General features: G+C 32.7%; 12 protein-coding genes. 1 reads left to right on the top strand and 11 read right to left on the bottom strand.

The genetic code is table 11. The features are described from left to right. The 4 genes from ACWOBP_RS07430 to ACWOBP_RS07415 all read right to left on the bottom strand — a co-directional run. Nucleotides 1-5,673 (bottom strand): GEVED domain-containing protein (locus ACWOBP_RS07430; RefSeq protein WP_455338147.1); only part of this gene is annotated, 5,673 nt, incomplete at its 3' end. Between the two features lie 644 nt (nucleotides 5,674-6,317). Then, on the bottom strand, nucleotides 6,318-6,494 hold the full coding sequence (gene rpmF, locus ACWOBP_RS07425) for a 50S ribosomal protein L32 (protein WP_003147267.1): 177 nt from the start codon (nucleotides 6,492-6,494) through the stop codon (nucleotides 6,318-6,320). A 32-nt stretch (nucleotides 6,495-6,526) separates the two neighbouring features. Further along, complete coding sequence (locus ACWOBP_RS07420; protein WP_455338146.1) at nucleotides 6,527-7,033, bottom strand: YceD family protein; 507 nt, start codon at nucleotides 7,031-7,033, stop codon at nucleotides 6,527-6,529. An 86-nt stretch (nucleotides 7,034-7,119) separates the two neighbouring features. Further along, on the bottom strand, nucleotides 7,120-8,022 hold the full coding sequence (locus tag ACWOBP_RS07415; RefSeq protein WP_455338145.1) for a 1,4-dihydroxy-2-naphthoate polyprenyltransferase: 903 nt from the start codon (nucleotides 8,020-8,022) through the stop codon (nucleotides 7,120-7,122). A gap of 160 nt (nucleotides 8,023-8,182) precedes the next feature. On the opposite strand from ACWOBP_RS07415, the gene ACWOBP_RS07410 reads away from it, so the two are divergent. Next, on the top strand, nucleotides 8,183-9,046 hold the full coding sequence (locus ACWOBP_RS07410; RefSeq protein ID WP_455338144.1) for an NAD(P)-dependent oxidoreductase: 864 nt from the start codon (nucleotides 8,183-8,185) through the stop codon (nucleotides 9,044-9,046). Nucleotides 9,047-9,065: 19 nt separating this feature from the next. Here the strand turns inward: ACWOBP_RS07410 and ACWOBP_RS07405 are convergent, their stop codons facing one another. The 7 genes from ACWOBP_RS07405 to hrcA form a co-directional block, all read right to left on the bottom strand. Beyond that, complete coding sequence (locus ACWOBP_RS07405) at nucleotides 9,066-9,923, bottom strand: S66 family peptidase (RefSeq protein WP_455338143.1); 858 nt, start codon at nucleotides 9,921-9,923, stop codon at nucleotides 9,066-9,068. A 2-nt stretch (nucleotides 9,924-9,925) separates the two neighbouring features. Further along, entirely contained in the window at nucleotides 9,926-10,981 is a 1,056-nt protein-coding gene (locus ACWOBP_RS07400) for a hypothetical protein (RefSeq protein ID WP_455338142.1), read from the bottom strand. Nucleotides 10,982-10,998: 17 nt separating this feature from the next. Beyond that, nucleotides 10,999-11,946: an HD domain-containing protein gene (locus ACWOBP_RS07395; protein WP_455338141.1), complete on the bottom strand. Its 948-nt coding sequence runs from the start codon at nucleotides 11,944-11,946 to the stop codon at nucleotides 10,999-11,001. Between the two features lie 199 nt (nucleotides 11,947-12,145). Then, on the bottom strand, nucleotides 12,146-13,297 hold the full coding sequence (gene dnaJ / locus ACWOBP_RS07390) for a molecular chaperone DnaJ (protein WP_455338140.1): 1,152 nt from the start codon (nucleotides 13,295-13,297) through the stop codon (nucleotides 12,146-12,148). Nucleotides 13,298-13,373: 76 nt separating this feature from the next. After that, on the bottom strand, nucleotides 13,374-15,197 hold the full coding sequence (gene dnaK, locus ACWOBP_RS07385) for a molecular chaperone DnaK (RefSeq protein ID WP_455338139.1): 1,824 nt from the start codon (nucleotides 15,195-15,197) through the stop codon (nucleotides 13,374-13,376). A gap of 249 nt (nucleotides 15,198-15,446) precedes the next feature. Continuing rightward, entirely contained in the window at nucleotides 15,447-16,019 is a 573-nt protein-coding gene (gene grpE / locus ACWOBP_RS07380; protein WP_003143977.1) for a nucleotide exchange factor GrpE, read from the bottom strand. Between the two features lie 13 nt (nucleotides 16,020-16,032). After that, nucleotides 16,033-17,040 carry a heat-inducible transcriptional repressor HrcA gene (hrcA, locus tag ACWOBP_RS07375; RefSeq protein ID WP_455338138.1) on the bottom strand — a complete coding sequence of 336 codons (1,008 nt, stop codon included), beginning with the start codon at nucleotides 17,038-17,040 and terminating at the stop codon, nucleotides 16,033-16,035. Nucleotides 17,041-17,316 lie beyond the last annotated feature (276 nt).

Genomic DNA, 17,316 nt, shown 5'->3' with positions numbered 1-17,316 from the left:
ATTTACTTTTTCGTAGACATGTTCTGTATCTCCATTTGGTAGTTTCTTACTTTCTACGAATCTGTATTCTGGAATATCTTTCTTATCTACTGTTCCTGGCTCACTTGGATATTTCGGAATCTCATTTTCTTCTTTGTCTTTGAAGAATGTATTTACTTTTTCGTAGATGTGTTTTGTATTACCTTTTTCATCCGTTTCAGTCTTAATAACTCTATATCCTTCTATTTTTTCCTCTGGATACTTACCATCTTTTGTAGGGATTAACTCTGTTTCTTTTCCATTATTTTCTACAGTAACGTATTTAGTTTCTGGACGAACAGTCGGTGTATACGTTGCTTTAATAGTTCTTCCATTTTTATCCTTACGAACTACCTCTACTGCAGTTGCTGTTCCCACATAATCTTTTTCTGGTGTAAATGTTACTACACCTTCATCATTAATAGTATATGTCCCTTGACCAGAAATTACTTTTTCTTTAGTTTTATCTTCGAATGTAGGAGGTACTGTTGTATCGATATCCCCTTTAAATAATGGAGTATTAGACTGAGGTTGATTTTTAGCACCTTCTGATATTACATTTTCTGTAGTAGTTTTTCCTAGTACTGTCGGTGTATACGTAGCTGTTACTAATGTTCCATTTTTATCTACACGCTTAACAGTTACTCCTGTTGCTACTCCTACAAAATCATTTTCTGGTGTAAATGTTACTTTACCAGTTGCATCGATAGTGTATATACCTTCTTTTGGTATTACAACTTTTCCTTCTTCATCTGCACCTTCAAGTCTTGGAGCAACATTTTCATCAATTGGAACTTCTACTTTTTCATTATTAATAGTTGTACTTCCCGCTTTAAATACAGGTGTTCCAAATTGTTTTTCTCCTTTATCCCCAATTGATGTTACATCCTTAGATGTTGGTGTTACACCTTTTACAGTTGGTGTATATTTAGCATTAACTGATGTACCATTTTGATCTTCACGCTGAACTTCAACACCGTTCGCTACTCCTGTAAATTGCGGCTCTGGCGTAAATGTTACTTTACCATTTTCATCAATTGTATAAGTTCCCTCATTTGGCACTTTTATAGCTTTTTCATCCGTCGGTAGCCCTGTCTCAGGATTCACTAATTTTGGTGCTTTAGCACTAAGTGGTACCTCTACCTCTTTACCATTAAGCATAGCTTTTCCTGCCGTAAATATTGGAGTCCCTTCTTGAGGTAATCCTTGAACCCCTATTGATCTTACTGGAGTTGATATTGGTCTAACAGGTACTATTGTAGGTGTATATGTTGTTGTCACTTTTGAACCATTTGTATCTTTCACCTGAATAGTTACTTCTCTAACTTCTCCCGTATATGTTTTATCTGACGGAGTAAATACTACTACAGGTTTATTATCTACTACATTTATCCTGTAAGTCCCTATTTCTTTTAATCCATCTGAAGATTTTGCTGGAACAGAATCTCTCTCCTGTCCATTTTCATCTAGCAACTTAAAGGTACTACTATCTAATGGAACTTCTTTATCTACACCATCAATAGTCGTTTTACCAGGTTTAAACAATACTTCTTTCGTTTGTTCTTTCCCTTGTATATCTTTTGAGACAGCGGGTTTTGCCGTTGGAGAAACACCTAAAATATGTGGAGTATATGTTGTTCTTACTTTTGTTCCATTTTCATCTTCAGCTTGAACATCAACTGGTAGTACAGTTCCTGTGTATGTTTTATCTGTTGGTGTAAAGATTACTTTATTAGTTCCAGGAGTAATACTATAAGTTCCTACTTGTTTTACACCATCATTTGCATACGCTGGAACTTCCGTTACTTCCGTTCCATCGCTACCTATTAACTTACTTGAACCAACTTTAATCGGTACAGATTTCTCTACATCTCCAATTACTGCTTTTCCTGCGGTAAATGTCACTGTTCCTTCTTGAATTTCTCCTTGAATTCCAGTTGAAGTAGCCGGCGATGCTTGTGGTTTTACCCCCACAATAGATGGCGTATATTTTGTTTCAACTTTAGTTTCATTTATATCTTTTGCTTGGACTCGAGCTGGCACAACTGTTCCAATATATGATTTATCTGTAGGAGTAAATGTTACAATACCAGTACTAGAGTCTACTGTGTATTTCCCTACTTCCTTATTCCCTTCTCCTAATGCAGGAGTCTCTGTTACTTCATCACCATCCGAGTTTAGTAATTTAATTGAATTTTCTTTAATTGGAACTTCTTCATGACCTTTCTTAAATATTGGTTTCCCTGTTTGAACTTCACCTTGAATTCCAGTTGAAGTAGCTGCTTCAGCAGTTGGACTAACAGCAATTACTGTTGGTGTATATTTTGCTCTCGCTGTTGATAAAGAAGGAACTCCATCTTTATCAAATCCCACAGGTCCTGTCAATTCTACAGTAACTCCTCCTGCAGTACCTTTAAATGATAATAGTGGTTGAAATTTCACTTCTCCAGTCTCAGGTACAATTGTATATGTTCCCTCATTCTCTACAGTGATAGAAGTTTCATTAATTATACTTCCTGATTTTGGATCTACTAACTTAGCTATATATTGAGTACTTGGACTAACTATTCTCTCTGCTTCTCTTCCTGCATTTACCTTGAATAACGGTATTCCTTTTTGTTCTTTACCTTGAAGTCCTGTTGTCTCTTTTGAATGCCCTGTCATTTCTTTTGGTTCTACAATTGGTACATATACTGCATCCATAGATTTATTATTCCCTGCAGAATGCCCCCCGTTATTAGTGTTTGTTAATACATCCCCATCTGTTACTGCTTCCCAACCAGTACTTTGTCCATTTGCATCTACAGCACGTAATACAACTCCACTTGCTTTCCCTACAAATGCTGGATCTGGCGTAAATGTAACACCTGTATCCGAAACTTCATATGTACCTTGACCTGGAACATTTAGGTTAGTAACGAGTTGTCCTGTTTCATTAACAATTCTTACCCCACCTTGTGCTGTTTTAGTTGTTTCAGCCGTAATAGAATTTCGTTCCTGTGTATAGTCTATTTTTCCATATGAATTAAATGTAACACTACCATTTTTAGACCCTAAGTCTCCCGGCTCATCACCTTTATTATGACTAATATATTCAAAAGAAATTCTTTGTTTATCACCTTGTTTCCCTGTGGTTTCCTCATAATCCCCACGTGGTGGATTAGTAACCTGGACTTGATTATCCTCTACCTCTCCTGAATATGCAATCCCTGTTGGATTTTCAACTTGAGTTCTATCGGTAGCTATACGTACTCTGAATTTTATAATATCATTATTTTCATCTATTACATGCGTATTATGGAAAGTAAGTTCAACTATTTGATTATTACCTGTTACTTCTTTGATATCCGACTCTTCACCTTGATCAAACTTACCATTATTATTAAAATCAATGAAACCACGAACATAAGCTTTTTCTAATGGACCGTTAAAATTTTCATTACCATTAGCTGAAGCCTTTATTTTGATTTTATGTGTATTATTTGGACCTAATATTGGTCTTATTGCAGATAATCCTGTCTCTTTATTTCTTACAATAAAATCCGAAGGCATTAACTGATCTACACCTTCATCAGCATGATCTGTCTCATCATCAGAATTTTCTCCAGATATATTTCTTCCCGGATTAGATTCAGGATCAGCTTTTACTGTTCCTAGATATGGTTGTTGAATCTGCTTTTCTGCTCCTGTAACAGAATCTAGTGTCTTAGTTTTTAAATAATGCTCTACTTTTCCATACGATTCTGGTAAATCTCCATAATCAGAAATTTTAATTCCCAGCATAGATGATTGCTGTCCTGTAGTCAGCAAATAGAAACCTACTTCTGTTACATTATTTGAGGATACAATCGGCGTTGCTCTTCCATCCATATTTGTATATCCACCAAATACTTGAGATCCTAATCCTGCCGTAGCAGAGTCTGGCGTAGCAAATTTCCCAGCAGCCAAAGCATCCACAAATGCTTGATCTCCAAGGCGTTTCATACTTCTTGGATCAAATAGTGTATTAAACTTATTTAAAGGTAGATAATGTTTAGCTTGTCCATGCCCTATCAAAGCAAGAAGATCCCAAGGTGTACCATTAGTTGTATAAATTTCAGTTTCTTTGTCCCCAATTTGTTCCCCTGAAGTCATAACAATACTTGGTTTTATAAGTTTCCCATTATATTTAGCTTCTATTGTAAATTTTACACCAGCTACAGTTGCATCACGACCAACACCATCAGCACCAACACCGCCAATTGTTGTTTTTGCTTTCCCAGTATCCAATCCTGAGTTTTTAGTTTCTGACCAATATCCTTGAGCCACACCTCCTATACCAGTTACTGTTGGCTTTCCATTATTTGCATCTACTCTATTTTCTCCATCCGGTTTATAGCTATTTTGATATACGGTCCCTGCCACACGTCTTTTATATACATCAGTAGCATCAAATGGTTTTAATTCTTTTACAGTTAATTTAACTGTATATCCTGGGATTATTTCTTTTTCAAAAGCTGATCCTACTTGAAGTTGACCATTTTCTTTAAGTTTAGTCCATGCTTTCTTATCTCCAAAATCTAACCATTGAATCTGCCCATTAAGATTCTTAATTTCAGCACCATTTCTTTCCTTTGTTTTAATCGGAATATCTGTTAATGAAGTGTACCCATGGTCTGCTAACCATTTTTTCCCTATTTCTGTAGATGCATCCTGCAATGGCTCAACTTCAGTTTCTGTTAATGATACATCAAATTTACCGCTACGTTTAACACCAGCTTTCTCTAATTGTGTATAAACAGCTTTAATAGAGTTACTTAATTCTGCTAAACTATTAGCAATTTGTTCTTTTGTTGCCTTATCATTACCTAATAATTCTTTTGCAAGTTTTATAGCCTCTTCATTTTTTACTACTACAGCCTGCACCGCTGGTTTTGCTTCTACTTTTAAGTCTTTTTTATTTAATTCAATTTTAGCAAGTGTATTTGTTACTTCTGCTTCTGAAGCTACTTGAGTTAACTCTTTTTTAACTTTTGCTACTTCTTTTTCTTTTTTTGTAGCCGTTACTTCTTTATCTCTTTGTTCAGCTTCTTTCTTCTCTTCTAATTTCTTATCAAAAGCTTTTACTTTGGCTTCAGTTACTACTATACTAAGATCTTGAATTTTTTGAACTTGTATATCTACTTCAGATTGTGTAGCCTTTTCATTAGTTACTACTACTTTTGCTGCTGCTATTACTTCTTTTGCAGTTTCTATGACTATCTTATCAGTATCTTGTGCTGATTTTAATTTTTCTTCTAAAGTAACAATACTAGCTTTTAAAATTTCTTTTTTTACCGTTTCTACTTTTGATTTTTCTTCGTTTGTAACTTTAGTCTCTGATATTTTCGTTCCTACTTTTGATGCTACTGCTGATGCAACACTTTCTTTAGTATTTTCTAAAATTGGTTTATTGTATACTTTTGGAACATCTAAACTACCTTGAGTAACTTCTATTGTTTTCAATGCATTATTTAACGATATTTCTCCTGCTTGTGCTACTGATCCAGCTCCAAAAAAAATACTTGCACCTATTACTACAGATGCTGCTCCAATTTTGAACTTTTTAATAGAATATGTTTCTACTTTAGTACCTTTTTTGACTTCATATAAATAACTATTATTTTTACCTATCATATATTTTCCCTTTTTATTTAATATAAACAATAATACAAACGAATGTTTTTACAAAAAATATCATTTATATTAAATATTACTTCCTTATAATATTTCTATAAATTATAAATAAATAAAATAAACAATTTTATTTATTTTTTTATTAATCCTAAACTATAATTTTAATTAAAGTAATCAAGTAAAAGCTAGTAATTAAAGTTCAATAAATAAAATAATAAACTAGGATTAATTATTATTTTACAAAATTTAACTCTATTTGTCTAGAAAAAGTATATCCAAAATCACTAAATATTTTAAAATTCTTGTTTATACATGTTCTACTACATTTATAAGAAAGATTATTTTAACCGTTTTAAAACATAAACCTCATATACCCTCCTAAAAGATTTCCCATAATAATAATAATAATAATATCTATTAACTCTAACACATCATATTATATCTTTTCTCATAAGCTTAAATCCTCATTTTTTTAAAAAATTATCTTTAAATTTTTTCTAAGTTAGACCTCAATCCTATAACTTAGCTCTCTAATTTTATAACTTATTTATTTTTTTTAATTTTATTAGATTAAATGTATAATTTTATTTCTTAAAAAACAAAAAACCCTAAGGACACCTCCTTAGGGTTTGGTAATATTTAAATTATTTAACGTCTAGAACTTGTCTACCTTTGTACATACCAGTTTTTCTATCAACACGGTGACCCATTACATAGTTACCAGTTGTTGCGTCGATAGTAATTGATGGTGCAGATAGTTTTTTGTGAGTTCTTCTTTTTCTTTTAGCTGTTTTTGATGTTCTTCTAAAAGGAACTGCCATAGTTAATTTCCTCCAATTATTTTAAATAATTCTTATTGTTCTTTAAATAATCCATTAAGAGCTGCGAATGGTGATTCTTTCTTTTCTTTAACATCAGTTAAAGACTCTTCAGAAACTACTTCCCAGTCATTACCAGAAACCATTTCTAACTCTTCTTCATCAGAAGCAGTAATTGGAATATTTAAAATTATAAGCTCATTTACTAAAGGTGTTAAATCAATATACATATCCATTAAATTAATGTCGAATACCTCTTCGCCTGCAAATACAGACTTATCAACGTATTCTTCTCTCTCTTCAATTTCAAATGGAACAACAACCTCTTTAAGTGTTTTTCCTGAAATCATTTCGAAGTTTCCTTTAATTAATAGATCGGCATAGATTTTATCTTGTCCACCTCGAGTTAATTTTCCACTAACAACAACGTCTCTAATATCTTTTAGAGAGTTATCATAGTGTTCTACTTTAACATTTATATTTTCTTCAAAAACAAAAGTATCACTATTATTTTTGAATAACGAAGATCTTAACCATTTCATTAAATATCACCTCATAAACACATTATTTATTATATATCTTTTGCTTTAAGATGTCAACAAAAAAAGTTGACTCTTTTTATTATTTTTTAATTCATAAAATATTTCAGTATATTAGCCAATGACATTATAAATCCTACAAAAATCGTTAATTTAGCTGTCAGCACCATATACGGTGCCATTGTTTTTTTATGATTGTTCGCACTAAAACCTTTAATTATTTTCATTGCTAAAGGAATAGTAACAAACACCAGTAGATTCCACCACGAAGCATATTTAGTAAATATAAATAATACATTTAGTAAATATACCACGATGAAGCTACCTGCCATTGTTTTAATCGCATTATTTCTTCCAACTAGAATCGCATATGTTCTTCTTCCTGATTCTTTATCATTATCTAAATCACGGATATTATTCGCTAATAAAATTGCTCCAATCATGATAAATAACGGCAGTGAAACGAAAATAATATCAGTATTTACATATCCAGTTTGGAAGTAAAACGATAAAGCAATAATTATTGTTCCCATAAAAAACCCAGAAATAACTTCTCCAAAAGGAGAATAAGCTATAGGATACTTTCCACCTGTATAAAAATAGCCAGCAAGCATACACACTAACCCTACTAATAGTACATAAAGACTAGTAATAAAAGTTAGAATTAATCCTAGTATAAAAGCTAGCGCGTATAATACCAACGCACCTACCATAACTTCTCGAGGACTTAGATTCCCCTTCACTATCGAACCAGAAATTCCTTCGGAATCAACCTTATCCAAACCACGCTTGTAATCATAATATTCATTAAACAGGTTGGTTGCCGCTTGTATCAACAGACATGCCAGTAAAAACAAAATAAATTTTAAAATCGAAAACTTAATCTCATATCCTAAAGCATAAGTAGCTCCAAATAAAACTGGTGCTATTGATGCTGGATAACTATGTGGTCTTGTACACATGAAAAATTCTTTTAATTTACTTTTATTCACAACATCCTCCTAGTTATCTTCTTACCTTGAATATTATACCATATTTTTAAGTGCTATGATATTAAATTTCTTTCCTTCTATTTATAACCATTTAGCATAGCGTTTTCATAGATTTGTGATATAATTAAAGAACATAAAACTATTATCGGAGGCATTTCTTATGAAAATTGCATGGATTGGAACTGGAGTTATGGGAGAAAGTATGGCTGGTCACCTTATGGATGCTGGTCATGAACTTTTCGTCTACAACAGAACAAAGAGTAAAACTGATAACTTAGTAAGTCGTGGAGCTACACTTCTTAACGAAGTAAAAGACGCACCTATATTTGCTGATGTAGTATTTACAATAGTAGGTTATCCTAAAGATGTTGAAGAAGTTTATTTAGGAGAAAATGGACTTATTACGACAGCTAAAAAAGGTCAAGTATTTGTAGATATGACCACTTCTTCCCCTACTCTAGCTGAAAAAATTAGTAATGAATTTCTAAAAGTTGGTGCATATGCACTTGATCTTCCAGTAACAGGTGGAGATGTCGGAGCAAAAAATGCTACTCTATCAATTATGGCTGGTGGAGATAAGAAAGTATTCGAAGAAGTTGTTCTTCCATTAGTTGAAAAACTAGGCAAAAATATTACTTATTTTGGTGAAGCTGGTAAAGGGCAATATACAAAACTTGCCAATCAGATTGCAATAGCTACAACTATGATTTCTGTCGCTGAGAGCTTTAAATTCGCCAAAAAAGTCGGTTTAGATTTAGACTCTTTCTTTAAAACAGTATCAACAGGTTCAGGTGGAAGCTTTTCAATGACTTCATACGGACCACGTATCTTGAATGAAGATTTCAAACCTGGATTCTTTACTCATCACTTTATTAAAGATATGAAATTAGCTTTAGAAGAATGTGAAAAAATGAACATTAAACTACCTGGTCTTGAAACAGCATATAAAATTTACAACGAATTAGAAGAAGAAATCCGTAACACAAACGGAACTCAAGCAATTTCTAAATGGTATAAACTATAAAGAAAGATGAGTTGATCGCCTAGATCAACTCATTTTTAATTTGTATTTTCTCTCCAATTTTAAATGCTTTAGAATTTTCCGCGTGCCCGATTTCTTGTGTTTTAGCTACTGATAAAGAAGACGGTATATAATCCTGGACAAGTTTAAATAGTTCCTCTACAGAAAATTCTTTTTCAATTTTTGTGAAAGTTCCTATTAATAATCCTGAAATTTTATCAAAAACTCCGATTTGCTTTAACTGTGCAAGATGTGTGGCTAATCCCTCTATAGAAGTTCCTAATCCTTCTATGAATAACACTTTATTATCCACTTCAGGAAAATATCGAGTACCTGCTAGTTTTAGAAAACATCTAATATTTCCTCCGATTACTTCACCTTCCACACTACTACCTTGTAGAAATTTCCATTTCACATCAAATAGTATCTGTTCATTTTTCATAAAAGTATTTTCAAAGCTAATTCTGATTTCTTCACTTTCAATAATATTTAGTATTTGATACAAGTAATTTACTTTATTCGTTTGGCTTCCCAAAGTATTTAAGACTGTTGTTAAATCACTATAACCAAAGAAGGGTTTGTAATTTCTTTTTATTACATCATAGTCTAAATAATCTAATATCTCATTTGCAATGTCTCCACCAGAAATATCAAAAATTGCTTTTATTTCTTTGTTTTTATAAAAAGACATTAACTCCTCAGCTCGAACTTGTGCTTTCGCTCCGTACCCAAATTTATCTCTATAGATATATTTAGTAAAGATAGGTACTAAACCCATCTCTACTAAAATACTTTTTAATTTTTCTAATCTATCTTTATCCTCGATATTTTTTCCGTTTGAACATACTACCAATGCTATTTTATCACCATTATTCAACATCATTACTTACTAATACTCTCTATATAATATTTAGATCTATTTTGTCCACCTTCATACTTCTTATTATTTAAACGAAGTATCATTTGGCCATCTACTTTTCCACCCTCAAAAGTATTAATTAAAGGAATAGTAATTTTGTCGCCTTCAGTTATCCAACGATCTTTAGAAGCCGGAGCCAGAGTCATAACTCCTCCGATACCACCCATTCCTACTACATATACATTATCTTTTTTAAAGTAGATTAAATCACCTACATTGATATTAGAAATATATTTATTTTCATTCCCTATAAAACTATCATCAACTTCACTATATTTATTAGTATACTTAGCAAGCTCCTTTTTCACCTGATCTACAGTATAGGTTTCTTTATAACTGGCATTATATAAATCTACTAATTCAGCTAAACTTTTTGGAACAATACCTGTTACATTACTTCCTTTAGGTGGCTTTATAATACTATCACGATCTGCTAAATATCCAAAGACAGATGTCATATTAAGACCTCTACCTCCTAGTAATGCTCCCAAATATTTTTTAGCCATCATTTCCGCAATATCTTTATCATGTTCCTTATTTTCTAAATCCAATTGTTTCCATTTTAATTTATCGTTGTTATTAACTTTAGAACTTATTTTTCCTAAATCATCACCTGACGATGTTAATTTTCCACCATCAATTTTGTATGAACCAATAATCTCGTTTGTTTTATTATTATTTAAATATCCACCGATACGGAAGTATAATTTATTATCACCTTCACTATTGTCTACTGTATAGTGAACAGTAGGTGAGTATTTTTTCAAAATATCAACAACTGATTGAGATAAGTGTAATTCTGAATTTAGTGCATCAATATCATTTAAAGCAGCTATTTTCTCAACAATTACTGATGTATCCTTGTTCACTTTCTTTCTATCGGCACTCCCAAGATTCGCACTATTGTTCGTAGCCGATTCTTCCTTCATTTCTTCATATTTTATAATACCAAATACAGAGATTACCGCTACAATAAATATCGCAACAAAACCTAATAAATATTTCATTCCTTTATTCATATCTTTTTATCTTTCCCTTAATTGTCTTCTCTATCAAAAGTAGGAACATAGAAATGTCTTCCTTCCAAACCAAATATTTTATCACTAAATGTTCCAGGTTCTACATTCGCTAAGTTTTTCTCAAACATCATCATTCTAGCATCAATATTGTCTATAAAGTGAATAATTTCTGCTTCTTTTATCATCGGTAATTTCGGAGAACCAAATTCATATTTACCATGATGAGCAAGAATTATATGTCTTAACAGCGTAATCTCTTCAGCTTCAATTCCTAATTTATCAGCCATTCTAGCTACTTCATCACTCATAATAACAATATGCCCTAAAAGTTCTCCTTCTAATGTATAAGATGTTCCTACAGGCCCACTTAACTCAATAGTTTTTCCTAAATCATGTAAAATAATTCCACTGTATAATAAATCTTTATTTAACGATGGATAGATAGCTACTAAAGCTTTCGCTATTTTTAACATAGTTGTCGTATGGTAGATCAGACCTGAATAAAAATCATGATGCATTGATTTTGCTGCAGGATAACTAATAAATTGTTTTTTATATTTATTTAACAATTCAATAGTCACCATTCTTAAATTATCATTCCCAATTTCTTTTAAGAAATGATTTAATTCATTTATCATTATATCTTTTGGAACTGGCGCTATTTGAATATAATCTTGAACATCTATATTATCACTATCAGTTGCCATTCGATAATTTCTTATTTTTAATTGAAGTTTCCCACGATAATCTAGTAAAGTCCCCTCTACATGGATCATCTTTCCTGCTTTCAGATTTTCACTGTCTTCTTCTTTAACTTCCCAGATTTTCCCGTCAATACTTCCTGTTTTATCTTTCAGATAAAGCGTTAAATAAGGTTTTCCGCTTGACGCAACCCCTCGAATTACATTATCTAATAATAAAAACATGCTGATCTCTTGATCAGTTTTAAATTCATTAATAAACATTTTCTCACTCCTTCTTTCTAGTATATTCTTTATTTCATATTATATTTTACTTTGTATTAAAAAAAAATTCAAATAAATATGGTAAGCTACTTAACAAAACAAAAAAGCTCAGGATTTCAATAGAAACTCTAAATTAACCTAAATTAAATATTTTATCTAATTTTTAAGTCTCTATTCTTTTCCTGAGCTTTTCATATTATTAGTCAAATAAATCTTTTGCTTTTCTACTAACTTTATCTAAAAAGCTTTCATCTTCTTCAACTTTTTCATTATTTAATTTTGCAAGTTCCAGGTATAGTTCTCGCTCTTTTGTCGATAAGTTTTTAGGAATTTCAATAGAAACCACAATATAATGATCTCCTTGACCATGCCCCATTACACTCTTAACCCCTTTACCTGCTAAACGGAATTTACGTCCGTGTTGCGTTCCTGCTGGAACATTAAGTTCAATCTCACCTGTTAAAGTACGTACATCTAGTTTTGTACCAAGAGCCGCCTGTGCCGGGGAAAGTTTCAACTCTGTATAGACATCATCACCTTCTCTATGGAAATATGAATCTTCAGCAACGATTACCTCTATGAATAAGTCACCTGCTGGACCACCATTTTCTCCTGCTCCACCTTTACCACGAAGACGAACACGTTGTCCTGAGCTAATTCCTTCTGGAATCTCAACCTCGTATTCTACTTCACGGTTATTATATCCTTTACCGAAACAGTGCGCGCACTTATCTTTAATAATTTTACCGCGTCCTTGACATTCAGAACATGTACGTTGACTTTGCATACGTCCGAATGGAGTATCTTGAATTACTGCTTCTTGTCCACTACCATTACATCTGTGACAAGTGTTAACTGATGAAGAATCTTTTGCACCACTTCCGTGACAGTGATCACATTCTACATCTTTACGGATTTTAATAGTTTTTTTCGTACCGAATACAGCATCTTCAAAACTTATACGAATACGGTGTAATAAGTCTTCTCCTTGACGTGGTGCGTTCGGATTGCGGCGCGCTCCTCCACCACCGAAGAAACTTGAGAAAATATCTCCAAGATCATCAAATCCACCTGAGAATCCAGAGAAACCTCCACCGAATCCACCAAATCCACCATGGCCTGCTCCACCTTCAAATGCTGCGTGACCAAATTGATCATATTGAGCTTTTTTAGTATCGTCACTCAGTACTTCATATGCTTCAGAAATCTCTTTGAATTTATCTTCTGCACCTGGCTCTTTGTTGATATCTGGGTGATATTGTTTTGATAATTTACGATATGCTTTTTTAATTTCAGCTGCACTTGCGCTTTTACTTACGCCAAGCACCTCATAATAATCTCTTTTAGCCATCTTAATCTCTCCTATAATTAATTATTTAACAAAGGGCTAGCGCATAACGCTACCAGCCCTTGGACTATTTATTTAATTATTTTTTCTCAGTAAAGTCTGCATCGATTGTATCATCATCGTTGTTAGATGAAGTTGCTCCTGCGTCCGCACCTTGAGCTCCTGCTTCAGCATTAGCTTGTTCGTAAAGTTTCATAGTCATTTCTTGAACAGCTTTGTTTAATTCATCTTTAGCAGATTTAATTTCTTCTAAGTTATTGTTTTTAATAGCTTCTTTTAATGTATCATTTTTAGCTTTAATATTATCTAATAAGCTTTGGTCTACTTTATCTTTAGCTTCTTCTAACGCTTTATCTGCTTGGAATGAAAGTTGGTCAGCTTCGTTACGTACATCAGCTTCTTCTTTACGTTTAGCATCTGCATCAGCATTAGCTTCTGCTTCTTTAACCATTCTATCGATATCTTCATCAGTTAATGAGCTGCTTGATTCAATAGTGATTTTTTGTTGTTTTTGAGTTCCAAGATCTTTAGCTGTAACATTTACAATACCGTTTTTATCGATATCGAATGTAACTTCGATTTGAGGTACTCCACGTGGTGCTGGTGGTATATCTGAAAGTTGGAATCTTCCAAGAGTTTTGTTATCAGATGCCATTGGGCGTTCACCTTGTAATACGTGGATGTCTACTGCTGGTTGATTATCTGCAGCTGTAGAGAACACTTGTGATTTAGAAGTTGGGATTGTAGTATTTCTTGGAATTAATACTGTCATAACTGATCCCATTGTTTCAATACCTAATGATAATGGAGTTACGTCTAGTAATACTACATCTTTAACATCACCTGTAATTACTCCACCTTGGATAGCAGCACCCATAGCTACTACTTCGTCAGGGTTTACTCCTTTATGAGGCTCTTTACCCATTTCTTTTTTAACAGCTTCTTGTACTGCAGGAATACGAGTAGATCCACCAACTAAGATTACTTGATCGATTTCACTTGGATTTAATCCAGCATCTTTAAGAGCTTGACGAGTTGGGATTAATGTTCTTTCTACTAAGCTGTGAGTAAGTTCATCGAATTTAGCACGAGTTAATGTGTTTTCTAAGTGAACTGGTCCGTTAGCTCCAGCTGAGATGAATGGTAATGAAATTTGAGTTGAAGTTACACCAGATAAGTCTTTTTTAGCTTTTTCTGCTGCATCTTTAAGACGTTGCATTGCCATTTTATCTTGAGATAAGTCGATAGCTTGTTCTTTTTTGAATTCATCTACAAGGTAGTCGATGATAGCTTGGTCAAAGTCATCTCCACCTAGTAAGTTGTCTCCTGATGTAGCTAATACTTCGAATACTCCATCTCCTAATTCTAAAATAGATACGTCGAAAGTACCACCACCAAGGTCAAATACTAATACTTTTTGATCTACATCTGTTTTTTCTAATCCGTATGCTAATGCTGCTGCAGTAGGTTCGTTAATAATACGTTCTACTTCTAATCCAGCGATTTTACCAGCGTCTTTAGTTGCTTGACGTTGAGCGTCGTTGAAGTATGCTGGTACTGTGATAACAGCTTTAGTCACTTTTTCACCTAAGTAAGCTTCAGCAGTTGCTTTTAAGTTTTGTAAGATCATTGCTGAAATTTCTTGTGGTGAGTATTTTTTACCATTTACGTCTTCTTTGTAATCTGTACCCATGTGACGTTTAATAGAAATTACTGTGTTAGGGTTAGTAATTGCTTGACGTTTTGCTACTTCCCCTACTTGAATTTCATCACCTTTGAATGCTACAACAGAAGGTGTAGTTCTGTTACCTTCTGGGTTAGGGATTACTTTAGCTTCCCCACCTTCTAATACTGATACACATGAGTTAGTTGTTCCTAAGTCGATACCTATAATTTTTGACATATTCTTGTCCTCCTTAAATTTATAATAACTATATTTTCAAATTTATTTGTTAAAATGATTTTTCCACTCTAACAAAGTCTAATATTACATTTTTAAATGCTTTTCAGCTTTACACTGAAAATATTCTACGCAGTGGCTATATACCAATCATTTCGTCTCTGCGTTCCTTATTCTTTGAGTATCTTTGAGAAGCTTCCTCGTAACCATTTCTTCGTATTTACAATACTTGAAATGCTAACGATGTAGCCTTTAAGAATTGACTTTAACCATTGCTGGTCTGATTACTCTATCTTTTAGTTTGTAACCTTTTTGGAATGTATCTAAGATTACTCCGCTCTCTTTATCACTTTCTTCTCCTTGCATTACTGCATGGTGGAAGTTTGGATCGAACTGAGCATTTTCAGTTTCTACTAGTTCAACACCTTCTGATTTAAGAGCTGCTTGTAACCCTTCATATACCATTTGTACACCTTTAAGAACCGTTTGTACTTCTTCATTAGTTGATTCAACTTGTAAAGCACGCTCTAGGTTATCCAAACTTGGTAAGATTTCTGTAATCACTTTTTGACTCTTATAAGCATTTATAGTGTCAATTTCTTGATTTTTACGTCGTTTAAAGTTTTCAAACTCTGCATAAAGTCGTAAGTATTTGTCTTCTGACGCTTTTACTTCTTCTTGCAGTTTTTCAATTTGTTCTTGTAGTAATTCTTCTGCAGTTTTTTCAACTACTTCTTCTTTTAAATCTGTCGTTTCTTCAGTTTCAACAGTTTCTTCTGTTGTTACTTCTTCTTGTAGAGTTTCTTTTTGTTCTTCAGTAGCCATCTCTACCTCCTAATTATTTCAAATTATTATTTAAATTATCACGAACACAAGCTATAAGTGTCATGATTTTTGAATAGTCCATTCTCTTTGGCCCAAACACGGCTATTACACCTTGACCTTTAGATGTGTTATAACTACTAGACACTAATGAAAGATCATCTATATTTCCAAGCTTAAGCTCAGTTCCTATTTTAATAGATGGTTTGTCTGTTACTTCATTATTATCTAGAAGCTCGACTATCTTATCATCTTCTAAGAGCGATACTACTTCTTTTAATTTTTCTACATTGTCTATATCGGGTTGTTTAAGTAAATTGTACTTACCCCCTAATGCTATAGTCTTTTTAATTTTATTCTGCAACAATCTATTTAAAGCGACCACTATCATATCGTAATTATTAACTTTGTCCTTTAAATATTTTTCTAACTCACCGTGAATCATTACATGAGCTGTTGCCATATCCACATCATAAAAGTAACTTTGTAGAAGTTTATTAATTTCCCCTATATCTTCTGCAGTGAAATCTGCATCAAGTTTATAGTTTTGCTGGAATACTTCTCCTATGTTTGTCACTAATATAACGAGAATACTACGACTACTTAGAAGAATAACCTCTATCTTATTAATACGCCTATCCGTTTTTGTCGGGGCTAGTATCACCGCCGTACAATCCGTTAAGTCTGATAGTACTATTGCATTCTTTTCTAGATAGTTATTTTCCGAGACTATATCACCACCAGAAAGCTGTTTTAATTTTTCATTCTCACTATTTGATAGTTCATAATCTTTTTTTATGTAATCTACATAATAGCGATAACCTTTTTCCGAAGGTACTCGACCTGATGAAATATGAGTCTTTTTAATCAACCCTTCTTTTTCTAACTTACTCATATCATTTCTTATCGTTGCCGAACTGAAATCAATATTTTGAGCAATTTGCTTAGAACCTACAGGTTGATTAGTCGTAATAAAATTTTCGACTATAGATTGAAGAATGAGTACTTGTCTATCTATTAACATTGTCATCACCTATTCTTCAATTTTGTGTTTTAGCACTCTAACTACCTGACTGCTAATCACATATATAATAATATCATTAAGGTCAAAATAAGTCAATAGATTTTTTAAATTATTTTTGACTTTTTTTGACCTTTTTTGTATTCTCTTCGTTTATTTTAAAAATATATTTCTTTCTACTTGCTTTAATAAAGTAATTAAGAAAATAAAGATAACGCTTTCTAAAATTCTTCCTCTCTTTATTTTAATATGATATAATAATTAATAGTACAACAAAAC

The organism is Gemella parahaemolysans (assembly GCF_053758945.1).
The sequence above is the reverse complement of the archived record's forward strand: the minus strand, read 5'-3'. Positions and strand labels throughout refer to the sequence as shown.